At 54.3% G+C, this 16,324-nt stretch carries 12 protein-coding genes; 6 read left to right on the plus strand and 6 right to left on the minus strand.

From position 1 onward, the window contains the following. Positions 1-34: 34 nt before the first annotated feature. Entirely contained in the window at positions 35-979 is a 945-nt protein-coding gene (nikB, locus tag AC07RN_RS00715; RefSeq protein WP_012017229.1) for a nickel ABC transporter permease subunit NikB, read from the minus strand. Further along, entirely contained in the window at positions 979-2,550 is a 1,572-nt protein-coding gene (nikA, locus tag AC07RN_RS00720; protein WP_478335326.1) for a nickel ABC transporter substrate-binding protein, read from the minus strand. The genes nikB and nikA overlap by 1 nt, the downstream gene beginning before the upstream one ends. 240 nt (positions 2,551-2,790) lie before the next feature. Between nikA and tus the strand changes: the two genes are divergently transcribed. After that, positions 2,791-3,720, plus strand: coding sequence for a DNA replication terminus site-binding protein (tus, locus tag AC07RN_RS00725; RefSeq protein WP_478335327.1), 930 nt, complete (start codon positions 2,791-2,793; stop codon positions 3,718-3,720). Here the strand turns inward: tus and fumC are convergent, their stop codons facing one another. Together fumC and fumA are read right to left on the minus strand one after the other, a co-directional pair. Next, positions 3,721-5,115: a class II fumarate hydratase gene (gene fumC, locus AC07RN_RS00730; RefSeq protein ID WP_235135456.1), complete on the minus strand. Its 1,395-nt coding sequence runs from the start codon at positions 5,113-5,115 to the stop codon at positions 3,721-3,723. Between the two features lie 138 nt (positions 5,116-5,253). Next, positions 5,254-6,900, minus strand: coding sequence for a class I fumarate hydratase FumA (gene fumA, locus AC07RN_RS00735; RefSeq protein ID WP_478335328.1), 1,647 nt, complete (start codon positions 6,898-6,900; stop codon positions 5,254-5,256). 199 nt (positions 6,901-7,099) lie between these two features. Between fumA and manA the strand changes: the two genes are divergently transcribed. Both manA and AC07RN_RS00745 read left to right on the plus strand, forming a co-directional pair. Next, complete coding sequence (gene manA / locus AC07RN_RS00740; protein WP_478335329.1) at positions 7,100-8,275, plus strand: mannose-6-phosphate isomerase; 1,176 nt, start codon at positions 7,100-7,102, stop codon at positions 8,273-8,275. Positions 8,276-8,376: 101 nt separating this feature from the next. After that, positions 8,377-9,921 carry a YdgA family protein gene (locus AC07RN_RS00745; protein ID WP_478335330.1) on the plus strand — a complete coding sequence of 515 codons (1,545 nt, stop codon included), beginning with the start codon at positions 8,377-8,379 and terminating at the stop codon, positions 9,919-9,921. Between the two features lie 66 nt (positions 9,922-9,987). Here the strand turns inward: AC07RN_RS00745 and AC07RN_RS00750 are convergent, their stop codons facing one another. Then, a complete protein-coding gene (locus AC07RN_RS00750; protein WP_012017222.1) occupies positions 9,988-11,016 on the minus strand; it encodes a Mal regulon transcriptional regulator MalI in 1,029 nt (342 codons plus the stop codon). Positions 11,017-11,193: 177 nt separating this feature from the next. Here AC07RN_RS00750 and malX point away from each other — a divergent pair, with 177 nt between their 5' ends. The 3 genes from malX to add all read left to right on the plus strand — a co-directional run bounded on the left by malX (position 11,194) and on the right by add (position 15,104). Continuing rightward, positions 11,194-12,786 carry a maltose/glucose-specific PTS transporter subunit IIBC gene (malX, locus tag AC07RN_RS00755; protein ID WP_478335331.1) on the plus strand — a complete coding sequence of 531 codons (1,593 nt, stop codon included), beginning with the start codon at positions 11,194-11,196 and terminating at the stop codon, positions 12,784-12,786. Between the two features lie 49 nt (positions 12,787-12,835). Next, the gene (locus AC07RN_RS00760; RefSeq protein WP_478335332.1) at positions 12,836-14,008 is read left to right on the plus strand and encodes a MalY/PatB family protein; all 1,173 of its coding nucleotides are present in this window, start codon (positions 12,836-12,838) and stop codon (positions 14,006-14,008) included. 97 nt (positions 14,009-14,105) lie between these two features. Next, positions 14,106-15,104 carry an adenosine deaminase gene (add, locus tag AC07RN_RS00765; protein ID WP_235135450.1) on the plus strand — a complete coding sequence of 333 codons (999 nt, stop codon included), beginning with the start codon at positions 14,106-14,108 and terminating at the stop codon, positions 15,102-15,104. A 34-nt stretch (positions 15,105-15,138) separates the two neighbouring features. On the opposite strand, the gene AC07RN_RS00770 is transcribed toward add, so the two are convergent. After that, positions 15,139-16,179, minus strand: coding sequence for an oxidoreductase (locus tag AC07RN_RS00770; RefSeq protein WP_235135449.1), 1,041 nt, complete (start codon positions 16,177-16,179; stop codon positions 15,139-15,141). Positions 16,180-16,324 lie beyond the last annotated feature (145 nt).

Consider the following 16,324-nt stretch of genomic DNA (forward strand, 5'->3'; position numbering starts at 1 on the left):
AGACGAACCGGCCAGCGCGCCGTGCGCAAGAAACTCACGAGTGCGCTCCTTCATGACGACGAATACGCGGGTCAAGCGCCGCGTTAAGCACGTCCACCGTCAGATTACAGATGACAAACACCACCACCATGATCAACGTAAAGCACTGAATCACCGGATAGTCACGGTTAAAAATGGCCGACACGGCGTAGCGCCCCACACCCGGCCAGGCAAAAATATTCTCGATAATCATTGTTCCGCCAATCAGCTCGCCGATATGCATTCCGACCGCGGTAATCATCGGCAGCGAGGCATTGCGCAAAATGTGGCGGCGCTCGGTCTGTTTGTCGCTTAATCCGCGCAGACGTGCCCAGGTGACATGGCGCTGTCCAGCGATATCCAACATGCTGGCGCGCAGCAGACGGGCGTTAATCGCCAGCGACATAAACGCAATCGACACGGCAGGCAAAATCAGATGCTGCCAGTCGCCGTAGCCCATCGCGGGTAGCCATTTGAGATGCACTGAGAAGAACATCACCAGCAAAAAAGCGAGCCAGAAATTAGGCATCGACACGCCGAGAAACGAAATCGCACGTACGATGAAATCCGGCAAACGATCGCGATAACGCGCGGCCCAAATGCCTAGCGGCACGGACGTCAGCAGAATCAACACCAGCGCCGCACCCGCCAGCAGCAACGTTGCGGGCAGAAAATGTAGCACATCATCCAGCACCGGACGCTGGGTGGCATACGAGATGCCGAAATCCAGATGCAGTGCTTTCCAAAGCCAGGTGCCGTACTGGACGACGATTGGTTGATCCAGCCCCAGCATCACGCGAGTTGAAGCGACCATTTCCGGCGTCGGCGGTAAGTTCGACAGCCGTAGATAGTCCAGCGCCGGGTCGCCTGTTCCCAGGCGCAGCATCAGAAAGATAATGACCGAGGCCGCCAGCACCATCGGGATCAGCAGCACGATACGCCGCAAGATGTAACGGATCATCAGCGTTTCACCGGCTTTATGTGCTCGAAGGGAATCTCTGACGCAATTGGGGCGAACGGGATTACGCCCAATTCAGGTTTCGCCACCACCATCATCGACACATAGCTGATGGGCAGGTAGACGGCGTCATTGTGCAGCCGCGTGAGAATATCGCGGTACAGCGACTGGCGCTGTGTTTGGTCTGTGGTGGAAAGCACTTCGCCGATCTCTTTATCGATCACCGCTTTGTCCGCCAGGCCACGCTGAGCCTGATAATCGGCGTGCGACGGCACGCGCATAGAGCTCATAAAGGCATGAGGATCGTAAGGTGCGCCCCAGGTGCGGTTGAAAATCATGCCAAAACGCCCGTCACGCTGCCGCGCATAAATACTGCTCTCTTCTTCCCCAACCAGCGCCACATCGATGCCAACCTGACGCATATCGGCCTGAATAATTTCCGCCATCGATTTACTGAGCGCATCGGTGCCAATAAAGGCCAGCTCAATTCGGAGTGGTTTGCCGTTTTTCTCGCGGATTTGTTGGCCTTGAGGGACTGCCCAGCCCGCTTTGTCGAGCAACAATTTTGCCTGCTGCGGATCGTACTGACGCAGCTTAAGGCCGATATTGGCGTACGGAACCGTCGGGGCGAAGAGCGTGTCCGCTACCTGTTGCGAGCCGTACAGGGCATTTTCGATCAGTGATTTTTTATTCACCGCATAATTAAGTGCCTCACGCACGGCGAGTTCATCGGTCGGCGCGTGAGTGGAATTGAGCGCCAGCATCACCGTTTCAATAGGCTGCGAAAGCTGGGTGCGAATGGCCGGATTTTGGCTAAAGCGCGCGAAGGTATCGAGCGGAAGCAGCCCTTCGTTGCCATACAGCAGATCGATATCGCCCGTTTCAAAGGCCACGGCGCGCGTGGTGGGATCGGGAATCACGTTAACCGTCACCTGACGAATCTGTGGCTTTTCGCCCCAGTAATGCTCGTTACGCACCAGCACGTCGTACTGATTCAGTTTTGACGCTTTCAACACCCACGGCCCGGTTCCAATCGGCGCTTTTATTCCGTTCAGGGTTTCATTATTTCTAAACTGCGACGGAGCAATGAACCGGAAAGGGCGTGGCAGCGAGAGTTCTTGTAAGAAAGGGTAATAGGCGCTTTTTAACGTGATTTGCAGCTCATTCTGACTCAGGGCCTCAACGTCGGTGATTTGGTTGGTCAGCTCAAGCCAGGCGTGGCGCTTACGGTTGTCCAGCACGGCGCGAAAATTCTCCGCTGCGGCCTGCGCCGTAAACGCTTCACCGTTGGAAAATGTGACACCGTCACGCAGAGTGAATATCCATACCTTCCCATCCGCCGAGGTTTTCCAGCTTTTCGCCAGCCACGGCGTAACCGTTCCGTCAGCTTGGTACTTCACCAGCGGCTCATACACCATGCTTTGGGCAAACATCTGATTGGGCGTGTAAAGATGCGGATTGAGCGGTCCAACGTTGACGGGCCATGCCGTGGTAATTTCATCAGGTGCGGAGGCCTGCGAGAAGAAGGACGCACCTGCCAGCAGCGCACAGACGATTCGGCCAGGTCTGGACAAAATAGTTGCCTCTCATCACTAAGGAGTAGGAAAAACGTGTGACGATTCTAATAATTCATCATACTTTTAACCTGCTCTGGATCAACTGAGGGGCCGCACGTGTCGCTAAATATACAAAAACCGTATGATTCATCAGCAATCAATAAGCTTTTCCTTGCCCTGCTGGGCACCAACCGCACTTTTGCCTGACCCGGCGTGCTGTGCTATAAAAAAGTATGTTGTAACTAATGAGAGTGTCTTATGGCGACTTACGATCTTATCGAACGGTTGAATTCCACTTTTCGCCAGATTGAACTAGAGCTGGTCACACTTACTGAACGATTAAAGGGCTGTCGGCTGCTGGCCGCGCGCGTTTTTACATTGCCGGACGTTGCCAAAGGTGCAGAGCACGACGAGCTGAACACCATTGAAGTGGAACAGCATATCGGGCAAGAGGCCGTGGCGTTGACGCTTGCCCACTACCGTCATCTGTTTATCCACCAGCAGTCGGAGAAACGCAGCAGCAAAGCCGCCGTGCGTTTGCCGGGGGTGATTTGCCTGCAATGCGATGGCGCGTTGCGCGAGGAGATTGAAACTCAGATAGCGCATATTAATACGCTCAAGATGGCGTTTGAAAAAATCATCACCGAGGAGTCCGGCTTGCCTCCCGCCGCGCGTTTCGAATGGGTCCATCGCCAATTGCCAGGGCTTATCACGCTGAACGCCTATCGCTCGCTGACGGTGCTGCGTCAACCGGCAACCCTGCGATTTGGCTGGGCGAACAAACATATTATTAAGAATTTCACCCGCGACGACGTGCTTTCGCTGCTGGAAAAAAGCCTAAAATCGCCGCGCACCGTGACGCCATGGTCTCGCGAACAGTGGATTGAGCGGCTTGAGGAGGAGTACGAAAATATCGCCGCCCTACCGGCAGAAACCCGTCTCAAAATCAAACGCCCGGTGAAGGTCCAGCCGATCGCCCGCGTCTGGTATGCCGGTCAGCAAAAGCAGGTGCAGTATGCCTGCCCGACGCCAATGATTGCGCTGTTTGATGCGGAGCAAGGTGCGATGGTGCCCGATATTGGGGAACTGTTGAATTACGATGCTGATAATATTCAGCATCGTTATAAGCCTCAGGCGCAGCCGCTGCGGTTGATTATTCCGCGGCTGCACCTGTATGTGGCGGAGTGATTATTTCAGACTGCCGACCATCTCTTCAGGACGCACCCAGGCATCGAATTCTGCGTCGGTAAGATAGCCCAACGCCAGCGCAGACGCTTTTAGGGTCAGCCCCTCTTTATGCGCTTTCTTGGCAATTTCGGCTGCTTTATCGTAACCGATATGCGTATTCAACGCCGTCACCAGCATCAGCGATTCATTCAGCAGCTGACTGATTCGTTCACGATTTGGCTCAATGCCGACGGCGCAATGCGCAGTGAAACTCTCCATGCCATCCGCCAGCAGGCGTACCGACTGCAGGAAGTTATGGATCACCATCGGGCGATAAACGTTCAGCTCGAAGTTACCGGACGCCCCGCCCATATTCACCGCCACGTCGTTGCCCATCACCTGACAGCACAGCATGGTCAGCGCTTCGCACTGCGTTGGGTTCACTTTCCCCGGCATGATGGAGCTGCCAGGTTCGTTTTCAGGAATGCTGATTTCACCGATGCCGCAGCGCGGACCCGATGCCAGCCAGCGCACGTCATTGGCGATTTTCATCAAGGATGCCGCCAGCCCTTTCAGTGCGCCATGGGCGTGAACCAGGGCATCGCAGGTGCCGAGCGCTTCAAATTTGTTTGGCGCCGTGACAAACGGCTGATGGGTTATCTCCGCCAGCTCTTTGGCGACGCGCACAGCATACTCCGGATGGGTGTTTAGACCGGTGCCCACCGCCGTCCCGCCTAATGCCAGCTCGGCAAGATGCGGAAGACTGTTTTCGATGTGTCTGAGATTATGTTCCAGCATCGCCACCCAGCCGGAAATCTCCTGCCCGAGCGTCAGCGGTGTGGCGTCCTGCAGATGCGTACGGCCAATTTTGACGATATCGCTGAACGCCTGTGATTTATCGGCGAGCGTTTTTTTCAACACATTCAGCTGCGGAATAAGATGTTCGCGAAGGGCCACGATCGCCGCCACATGCATCGCCGTCGGGAACACGTCGTTGGAACTTTGGCTTTTGTTCACGTCGTCGTTCGGGTGAATTTTACGTTCCATACCGCGCACGCCGCCCAGCAGTTCGCTCGCGCGGTTTGCCAGCACTTCATTCATGTTCATGTTGCTTTGGGTGCCAGAGCCGGTTTGCCAGATAGCGAGCGGAAATTCGTCGACATGTTTATCGGCCAGCACTTCGTCAGCGGCACGAATAATCGCCGTCGCTTTTTCGACGGGAAGCAGGCCTAAATCCTGGTTAACTTTCGCCGCGGCGCGTTTGGTGAGCGCCAGCGCGTGGATCAGCGAGACGGGCATTTTCTCGGTCGAGATGCGGAAGTGCTCTAACGAACGCTGGGTTTGCGCGCCCCAGAGTTTGTCAGCGGGGACGTCGATAGCGCCCATGGAATCTTTCTCACTGCGATGCGTTGTCATTACTTTCTCCTTGATACCAATGAAGTTGGCGACATTGCTCACATGTCATTCAGGATAAGTATTGTTGGCTATCAATTTGCTGCATGGCGCTTTGTGCGCTCTTATCGATGCCCGGCGTGACCGGGCATCGCGATTAACTTACTTTACGCAGGCTGAGCACTGGGACGACTGGATCTGTTTGAAGAAGTCGTTGCCTTTATCATCCACCAGGATAAACGCCGGGAAGTCTTCTACTTCGATTTTCCAGATAGCTTCCATTCCCAGCTCCGGATACTCCACACACTCCAGGCTCTTGATACTTCCCTGCGCCAGAACCGCGGCAGGACCGCCGATACTGCCGAGGTAGAAGCCGCCGTGTTTGTGACAGGCGTCGGTCACCTGCTGGCTGCGGTTGCCTTTCGCCAGCATGATCATGCTGCCGCCGTTGGCCTGCAGCTGATCGACGTAGGAGTCCATGCGCCCTGCGGTGGTTGGCCCGAGTGAACCCGAGGCGTATCCTTCCGGCGTTTTGGCCGGTCCTGCGTAGTAAATCGGGTGGTCTTTCACATACTGCGGTAGTCCTTCGCCGTTTTCCAGACGCTCCTGCAGTTTTGCATGGGCAATATCACGCCCGACGATAATGGTGCCATTCAGCGAAAGACGCGTTGAAACCGGATACTGCGACAGCTGAGCCAGAATTTCTTTCATCGGACGGTTGAGATCGACATGAACCGCTTCGCCCTCACCTGCCTTGCGCAGTGCTTCAGGGATGTATCTCCCTGGGTTGTTTTCAAGCTTCTCGATCCAGATACCGTCGCGGTTGATTTTGGCTTTGATATTGCGATCGGCGGAGCAAGACACGCCCATGCCAACCGGGCACGATGCACCGTGACGCGGCAGGCGAATCACGCGGACATCGTGGGCAAAATATTTGCCGCCAAACTGCGCGCCAAGCCCAAGATTTTGCGCTTCGACTAGCAGTTCCTGTTCGAGCTGAATATCGCGGAACGCCTGACCGTGTTCGTTCCCTTCGGTCGGTAGCCCGTCGTAATATTTGGTCGAGGCCAGTTTGACCGTTTTCAGGGTGCTTTCAGCAGACGTTCCACCGATCACAAACGCAATGTGATACGGCGGACAAGCTGCCGTGCCAAGGGAACGCATTTTCTCAACCAGATAATTTTTGAGTTTACCCGGTGAAAGCAGCGCTTTGGTTTCCTGATACAAATAGGTTTTGTTCGCCGAACCGCCGCCTTTGGCGATACAGAGGAATTTGTACTCGTCGCCGTCCACGCTGTAGAGGTCGATTTGTGCAGGCAGGTTGGTGCCAGTATTGACCTCTTTATACATATCCAGCGCGGCGTTTTGTGAATAGCGCAGGTTATCTTCGATATAGGTGTTGTACACGCCGTGCGCCAGGGCCGCCTCATCACCGCCGCCCGTCCAGACGCGCTGGCCTTTTTTACCGGTGATGATGGCCGTGCCGGTGTCCTGACAGGTCGGCAAAATGCCTTTCGCGGCGATATCAGAGTTGCGCAGGAATTGCAGGGCCACATATTTGTCGTTTTCGCTGGCCTGCGGATCGCTCAGGATATCGGCGACCTGCTGTTGGTGCGCGGGGCGCAGCATAAATGAGGCATCATGAAACGCCTGCTGTGCCAGAAGCGTCAGCGCCTGTGGCTCAACTTTGAGGATCTCCTGCCCCTCAAATTCAGAGACAGAAACGTGGTCGCGGGTTAACAGATAGTATTCGGTCTGATCCTGACTTAACGGGAAAGGATTTTGGTAATGAAAGGGTTTGTTCGACATTTGGCTCTCACTGACGACATTGCACATTCTGATCCAGGCAGATCTTCGTCTACCCTGCTTAAAAACGCGTTGGCTTATCCTACACAAATTTTTAACAAAAACTGAGACTAGTACGACTTTTTGTGCGCACAGGTTACTTCTATGCGGTTTATTGCTTTAATACAGGCAGATAATTCCACATTTGAAACAGGGCTTGATAATGCAAAAACTCATCAACTCAGTGCAGAACTACGCCTGGGGAAGTCAAACTGCGTTAACGGATCTCTACGGGATCGCCAATCCAGATAATCTGCCGATGGCAGAACTGTGGATGGGCGCGCATCCGAAGAGCAGCTCAAAAATTGAAGATGCCAGCGGCAATGTGCGCTCGCTGCGCGATGTGATCGATGCGGATAAAAACGCGCTGCTGGGTAACGCGGTTGCTGACCGTTTCGGCGAACTGCCCTTCCTCTTTAAAGTGCTGTGCGCCGATCAGCCGCTGTCGATTCAGGTTCACCCGAACAAGAAGGCGTCTGAGCTGGGCTTTGCGAAAGAGAACGCAGCGGGCATTCCACTCGATGCAGCCGAACGTAATTACAAAGATCCGAACCATAAGCCGGAGCTGGTTTTCGCACTGACGCCCTTCCTGGCAATGAACGCCTTCCGCGAGTTTTCTGAGATTGTCTCTTTATTACAGCCGGTGGCCGGCGCGCATAAAGCGATCGCGCATTTCCTCGAAAATCCTGACGCTGCAAGCCTGAGTCAGCTTTTTGCCAGCCTGTTGAATATGCAGGGTGAAGAAAAATCCCACGCGCTGGCGATTTTAAAAACCGCCCTGGACAGCCAGCAAGGTGAACCCTGGCAGACTATCCGCGTGATTTCTGAATTTTATCCGGACGACAGCGGCCTGTTCTCCCCGCTGCTGTTAAACGTGGTGAAGCTCAATCCTGGCGAAGCCATGTTCCTGTTCGCCGAAACGCCACACGCCTATTTACAGGGCGTGGCGCTGGAAGTGATGGCGAACTCAGACAACGTACTGCGTGCGGGCCTGACGCCGAAATATATCGATATTCCTGAACTGGTCGCTAACGTCAAATTTGTGGCCAAACCGGCGGCAGAACTACTGACCCAGCCGGTGAAAAACGGCGCGGAACTGGATTTCCCGATCCCGGTCGAGGATTTCGCATTCGCCTTGCACGACCTCAGCCACACAGAAACGACCGTTGCTCAGGAGAGCGCAGCGATCCTATTCTGCGTCGACGGTGAAGCAGTGCTGAAAAAAGGTGAACAACGTCTGGTGCTTAAACCGGGCGAGTCAGCCTTTATTGCGGCGAATGAATCACCGATTGCGATAAGTGGCATAGGCCGTCTGGCCAGAGTTTTCAATAAGTTCTAGCAACTTACTGACGTTTTTAACAACTCTTGCTAAGCTAGACAGAGACTTCTTACATTGCCAGGCGGTTAACTCCGCCTGGTTTCATTTTAGGGATAATGACGATGAAAAAATCGGTTATAGCGGTTGGGGTTGTAGTGGCGCTAGGTGTGGTCTGGACAGGCGCGTCCTGGTTCACCGGTAAGCAACTGGAAAACCGTCTGGCAGAGATGGTGGCGCAGGCCAACAGCGAAATGAAACGCACCGCCCCGGAAGCCGGGCTGGAACTGAGCTATCAGGATTATCAGCGCGGCGTGTTTACCAGCCATATGCAACTGGTCGTGAAGCCCGTCGCCGGGACAGAAAATACCTGGCTGAAAGCTGGGCAAAGCGTTGTGCTGGATGAAATCATCGATCACGGTCCGTTCCCATTTGCACAGCTGAAGCATTTCAACCTGATCCCTTCCATGGCGTCGGTGAAAACCACGCTGGTGAACAACGAAGCGTCTAAGCCACTGTTCGATCTGGCGAAGAACGAGCCACCGTTTGTTATTGATACGCGTATTAGCTATGCCGGTGATACCCGCTCGGATATCGCCCTTAAAGCCCTGAACTACGAAAAAGGCGATGAGAAAGTGGCCTTCAGCGGCGGTAATTTCCAGCTTAATGCCGATCGCGAAGGTAACGAATTCTCACTGACGGGTAGCGCAGAAAGCGGACTGGTTAACGCGGTGAATGAATACGGCCAGAAGGTTCAGCTGACCTTTAATAATCTGAAAACTGACGGTAATAGCCGCCTCACCAGCTTTGACGAGCGTATTGGCGATCAGAAAATCTCCCTCGGTAAGCTGGCAATCGGCGTTGAAGGGAAAGAGATGGCCGTGCTGGAAGATATGGATCTCAACGGCAAATCTGAGATCTCTAAAGATGGCAAGAATATCGACAGCCAACTGGATTACACCCTGAAAAGCCTGAAGGTGCAGGGTCAGGATCTGGGTTCCGGCAAACTGACCGCGAAAGTGGGCAATATCGATGGCCAGGCGTGGCACCAGTTTAGCCAGCAGTATCGTGCACAGAGTCAGGCTTTGCTCGCGGATAAAGAGCTGATGACCAACAATCCTGAGCTGTACCAGCAGAAAGCGATGGATGCACTCGTCAGTAATTTGCCGATCCTGTTAAAAGGCGAACCGGTTATTACGATTGGGCCGCTGAGCTGGAAAAACAGCAAAGGCGAAACCAACTTTAACCTGTCGTTGTTCCTGAAAGATCCGGCGACCGCAACTGGCGAAGCTCAAACGCTGGCGCAGGAAGTGGATCGCAGCGTGAAATCGCTTGAAAGCAAGCTGACCATTCCTGTGGATATGGCGACTGAGTTCATGACGCAGATTGCGAAGCTGGAAGGGTATAACGAAGCGGACGCTGCAAAACTGGCGAGCCAGCAGGTGAAAGGCATGGCGGCTATGGGCCAGATGTTCCGTATCACTACGCTTGAAGACAACGTGATCGGGACCAGCCTGCAGTATGCCAATGGCCAGGTCACACTTAACGGTCAGAAAATGCCACTGGAAGATTTTGTCGGCATGTTCGGTATGCCGACCCTCGGCTTGCCGGGCCAGGCTGCACCTGCCGAACCGGCACCACCCGCAATGCCTGCCGTACCGCAGCAGTAATGTTAAAGCCCCTCTGTTGAGGGGCTTTTTATTTGCCCGAAACGCCCTTCGCTCAGAAACATCCCGCTATTTCACCGTCACCAACCGCGCCGATACAATCTGATGCCCAGCCTGCACTTCCGATTTATCAATCCGCTGCATAATGCGATCCGCCAGCGTATAGCCCATCTCGCGTGCTGGGGTCGTCGCCCAGACGATGGGTAAATCATCCAGCGCGTTTTCTCCCACGTCTGCGAATGCCCCCAGCGCCACCTGATGATCGAAGAACGCCTCAACCCCGCCCTCACCCGTCTGACGGCCCGCACGAATCAAACCGAACCATGCCCCCATCGCAATAATGTCGTTATAACAAATGACCGCGCTGATGGTTGGGTTGCTGCTGAGTAATGCCCCCATCGCTTCCGCCGCTTTCTTTTGACTGGACTCGCATTCGACAACCCATTCGCTGTGAAAAGGCAAACCGTATTTAATCAGCGTGGCGCAGTAACCGCCGACGCGCTCAGCGCGGGTCAGCGAAGAACTTTTTCCGCCTAGCCATGCAATACGCTGATGACCGCGACGAATAAGATGTTCGGTCAGCATTTGCGCCGCCTGCATGTTGTCGGGACGCAGCGTGTCGGCCTCATCGAGATAGCTGGCGCGTGAAGCAAACACCAGCGGAATGCCTTTGTCGGCGGCGCGTGCGCAAAGTTCGCTCCCCGCGCCAGAAGCACCGGCGATAATCACGCCGTCCACACCCTGAGTGAGCAACATATCAAGGCGAGAGAGAAGCTGTTCCGGCTCGCGGCCCCCGTGCATTAGAAAAACCATTCGCCCCTGCGCTTCCAGCGCTTCGGTCAGCCCCGCGGTCAGTTCTGCATAAAATGGGGACGTCAGGTCACGGACAATCAGGCCGATCACGCCACTTTGCCCCCCACGCAGTGATGCCGCCTGACGGTTACGCACAAACCCGAGTTGCTCAACCGCATCGTTGACGCGCTGGCCCGTGGCGGCAGAAATTCGCCCCTTTCCACTCAAGACAAGCGACACGGTGCTGACCGACACCCCTGCCGCCAGCGCAACGTCATTAATGGTGATTTTTTTCGCAACAGACATGTGAACGCATAGCTCCCTGATGTTCAGATCGGTAAAACGTTTTATCAATACGTTATCTTTATACTGCGAATTAAAGCATGAGAATGTGATTCAGAGCGCACTAAACTTTGGTAAAACGTTTTATCTTTCGCTGCAATGAAGACGTAACATTTATTTTAACAATAAAGGAGTCGTTTTATGACGGCGAAAGCAGCACAAAAAATATCGCTGTGGGAGTTTTTCCAGCAACTGGGTAAAACCTTTATGTTACCCGTGGCGCTCCTCTCTTTTTGCGGGATCATGCTGGGGATCGGCAGTTCACTGAGTAGCCACGATGTCGTGACGCTGATTCCGTTCCTGGGCAATCCCGTGCTGCAGGCGATCTTTGTCTGGATGAGCAAAGTTGGCTCCTTCGCGTTTAGCTTCCTGCCCGTGATGTTCTGTATCGCTATCCCGCTGGGTCTGGCGCGTGAGAACAAAGGCGTCGCGGCGTTTGCCGGTTTCGTCGGTTACGCCGTTATGAATCTGGCGGTGAACTTCTGGCTAACGGCGAAGGGGATTCTGCCCACCACTGACGCGGCGATTCTTAAAGCCAACAACATCCAGAACGTGATTGGTATTCAGTCGATCGACACCGGTATTCTCGGCGCGGTTATCGCCGGGGTGATTATTTGGATGCTGCATGAGCGTTTTCATAATATTCGTCTGCCGGATGCGTTGGCCTTCTTCGGCGGAACCCGTTTTGTGCCGATCATTACCACGGTGGTGATGGGCCTGTTTGGTCTGGTGATCCCGCTGGTCTGGCCGGTCTTTGCCCTGGGCATCACCGGTATTGGTCATATCATCAATAGCGCGGGCGATTTTGGGCCGATGATTTTTGGTACCGGTGAACGCCTGCTGCTGCCGTTTGGTTTGCAGCATATTCTGGTGGCGCTGATCCGCTTTACCGAAGCAGGCGGCACAATGGACGTCTGCGGCCACGATGTGAGCGGCGCGCTGACTATCTTCCAGGCACAGCTGAGCTGCCCAACCACGCATGGTTTCTCCGAGAGCGCTACGCGCTTCCTGTCACAAGGTAAAATGCCAGCCTTCCTGGGCGGTTTACCGGGTGCGGCGCTGGCGATGTACCACTGTGCCCGCCCTGAAAACCGTCATAAGATTAAGGGTCTGCTGATCTCTGGCGTGATCGCGTGCGTCGTCGGCGGAACGACGGAGCCGATCGAGTTCCTGTTCCTGTTCGTGGCCCCGGTTCTGTATCTCATTCACGCCGTGCTGACGGGTCTGGGCTTTACCACCATGGCAGTTCTGGGTGTCACCATCGGCAACACCGACGGTAACGTGATCGATTTCGTGGTGTTTGGCATTCTGCATGGCCTGTCAACCAAGTGGTATCTGGTGCCGGTGGTCGCGGCAATTTGGTTCGCTGTGTACTACGGGATCTTCCGCTTCGCGATCACGCGCTTTAACCTAAAAACTCCGGGCCGCGATACGGATACCGCCAGCAGCGTTGAAACGGCTATCGTGGGCACGGTAGGGAAATCAGGCTATAACACCCCGGCTATTCTGGCGGCACTCGGTGGCGCGGATAATATTACCTCGCTGGATAACTGCATCACCCGTTTACGTCTGTCAGTTAGCGATATGTCGAAAGTCGATACCAACGCGCTGAAAGCCAATCGCGCCATCGGCGTGGTCCAGCTCAATCAGCATAATCTGCAGGTGGTCATTGGCCCGCAGGTGCAATCGGTTAAAGATGAGCTATCAACCCTGATGAGAACGGTAGAAGCCTGACGTCTCGCCCCCTTCGCTGAAGGGGGTTTTTACTTAAAGGACGAGAAATATGTTTGATTTTTCAACGGTGGTCGATCGGCACGGCACCTGGTGTACGCAATGGGATTATGTGGCCGACCGTTTTGGTGCTGCCGACCTGCTGCCGTTTACCATCTCCGATATGGATTTCGCCACCGCGCCCTGTATCACAGAGGCATTGCACCAGCGTATCAACCACGGCGTATTAGGTTACAGCCGCTGGAAAAATGACGAATTTCTGGCCGCCGTCGCGCACTGGTTCCAGCAACGCTTTAACAGTCGCATCGATACCAACACGATGGTGTATGGGCCGTCTGTTATCTACATGGTTTCCGAACTGATCCGCCTCTGGTCAACACCCGGTGAAGGAATCGTGGTTCACACGCCCGCTTATGATGCCTTTTACAAGGCTATTGAAGGCAATGAGCGTCATGTGGTGCCCGTGGCGATGGAAAAGCAGGCTTCAGGCTGGCAATGCGATATGGCCAAACTCGAAGCGGCGCTCTCTCAGCCTTCAAACACAATCTTATTGCTTTGCAGTCCGCAAAACCCGACCGGTAAAGTCTGGACGCGCGACGAGCTTCAGACGATGGCTGAACTGTGCGAACGCTATGACGTTGCGGTCATCAGCGATGAAATTCACATGGATATGGTCTGGAGAAATCATCGTCATACGCCGTGGAATGAAGTGGCGCGCAGCAAATGGGCGCTCCTGACCTCGGGGTCGAAAAGTTTTAATATTCCGGCGCTGACCGGCGCGTATGGTTTGATTGGCGATGACGCAAGCCGTAACGCCTATCTGAGTGCATTAAAGGGGCGCGATGGACTTTCTTCCCCTTCTGTTCTGGCACTGACGGCACATATCGCGGCGTATCAGCAAGGCGAGCCGTGGCTGGATGCGCTGCGAGACTATCTGGCAAGTAATCTTCGCTATATCGCTGAAAAATTAAACAGCACTTTTCCGAATCTTCACTGGCAGCCGCCAGAAGCCACCTATCTGGCGTGGATCGATCTTCGTCCATTAAACATTGATGATAACGCGCTGCAAAAAGTACTGATCGCGCAGCAAAAAGTCGCCATCATGCCCGGATTTACTTACGGTGCGGAAGGGAACGGATTTTTACGCCTGAATGCGGGTTGCCCGCGCAGCAAGCTTGAGCTAGGTGTCCAACGACTCATTGCTGGGATCAACGCCCTGCTGTAATCACATTGCGCAATAGAATATTCCGTTGCGCAAATAGCTTTTTACCCCGTTTTGTTTTTATAATGAGCCGCACTTTAACCAGAAAAAGAGTGCGACCATGATCGATACACGCCTACCTTTAACGGACATTCACCGTCATCTTGACGGCAACATTCGCGCCCAGACTATTCTCGACCTTGGCCGCCAGTTTAATTTGTCACTTCCCGCAGCAACTCTTGAGTCATTAATTCCCCATGTACAGGTGACCGCTAACGAACCGGACCTCGTGAGTTTTCTGAGTAAACTCGACTGGGGTGTGAAAGTGCTGGCGTCTCTGGATGCCTGTCGCCGTGTGGCGTTTGAGAATATCGAAGACGCCGCGCGTAACGGCCTGCATTACGTCGAATTACGTTTTTCCCCAGGCTATATGGCCATGACTCACAACCTGCCGGTAGAAGGCGTTGTCGAAGCAGTGATCGAAGGCGTTCGCGAAGGCTGCAAAGCCTTTAACGTTCAGGCGCGTTTAATCGGAATAATGAGCCGCACCTTCGGTGAGTCGGCATGTCTGCAGGAGCTGGAGGGTTTGCTGGCCCATCGTGACCATATTACGGCTGTCGATCTGGCTGGCGATGAGCTGGGCTTCCCGGGCAGTCTGTTCCTCTCTCACTTCAACCGTGCACGCGACGCAGGCTGGCATATTACGGTTCATGCCGGGGAAGCGGCGGGCCCGGAAAGCATCTGGCAGGCTATTCGGGAGCTGGGCGCAGAGCGTATCGGCCATGGTGTGAAAGCCGTTGAAGATCGCGCATTGATGGATTTCCTGGCGGAACAACGTATTGGCATTGAATCCTGCCTGACGTCCAATATCCAGACCAGCACCGTCGCTTCTCTGGCGCAACATCCGCTAAAAACGTTCCTCGAACATGGCGTTCTGGCCACGCTGAACACTGACGATCCGGCAGTACAGGGTGTCGATATTATTCACGAGTATAATGTTGCGGCACCGCAGGCGGGTCTGAGCCGTGAACAGATTCGTCAGGCGCAGATTAACGGGCTGGAAATTGCGTTCTTAACGCCATCGGAGAAACAAGCGCTGCGCGAATTAGTCGCAGGATGATTTAAAAAGGCCGGCATTACATCGGCCTTCTTTTTTATGCCAGGCAGAGCGTCGAGCGATGCTTGGCGGATTCAATCCCCAGTTCAATCAGCTCCATAATCTGAATGGCCTGACTAGCTGGCACCGGGTTTTCGCCCGTGCCGTTAAGCGCATCGCGGATACCCGCATAATAGGCCGGATAGTTGCCCGGTAGCGTCAGCCAGGTTTCCTGTACCTGCTCTTCGCCCTCCACGCGCGTCAACACGCCGTCGCGCATGTCATATCCCCAGTCTTCCTGCGGCAAACGCTCACCGTTTTTGAGTCGGTCTTCCTGCGGATCTAAACCAAACTTAACGTAACTGCCGCGCGTGCCGTGAACGATATAGCGCGCAGATTCTGCCGCAGCCAGCATGGTGCCGTGAAGTACCACGCGACGCTGCGGATAGCTCAGAATGGCGTGGAAATAGTCAGTGGCCTGGGCGCCTGGACGCAGTTGCGCCAGATCGACCGTCATGCTGACCGGCAAACCAAACAGATTTACCGCCTGGTCAAGCAGATGGGGAGCCAAATCGTACCAAATTCCGCTGCCCGGACCAGCCTGCTCACGCCAGCGGTTACGCACCTGAGGGCGGAAACGGTCAAAGTGGGATTCGAAGTAAGCCACCTCGCCCAATGTTCCTTCGCCGATTAGCGTTTTGACCGTGAGGAAATCACTGTCCCAGCGACGGTTATGGAAAACAGACAGCAAGCGCCCCAGGCTTTTTGCCAGCGCATCCAGCTCACGCGCCTGCGACAACGTTACCGTGAACGGTTTATCAACCACCACATGCTTGCCCGCTTCGAGCGCCGCTTTCGCCAGCGGGAAATGGGTATCATTTGGGGTAGGAATAACAATCAAGTCGATATTGGGATCGTCAAAGAGTTTTTTAGGTTCAGAAACTACGGCGACGGTTGGCCAGTCCGCATGCACTTTTGACGCATCGCTACTTGATACGACGGCCAATTCCATCCCGGGCGTACCCGCAATCAGCGGCGCATGAAAGGTCTTACTGGCGTATCCGTAACCAATTAATCCAACGCGAATTTTGTCACTCATGTCGTTGCCTCTTGTCTTGTCGTACGCGCATTTTCACACTATCAACAATGGCGTCACAATCATTTTGTAATGGATTACATAAACAAAAATAGCATGCTTCCACTCATGAGCCAGACTTATTCAGATAACTCACTGAATTGCTGGA

It is taken from the genome of Lelliottia sp. GFLA7, assembly GCF_056490165.1.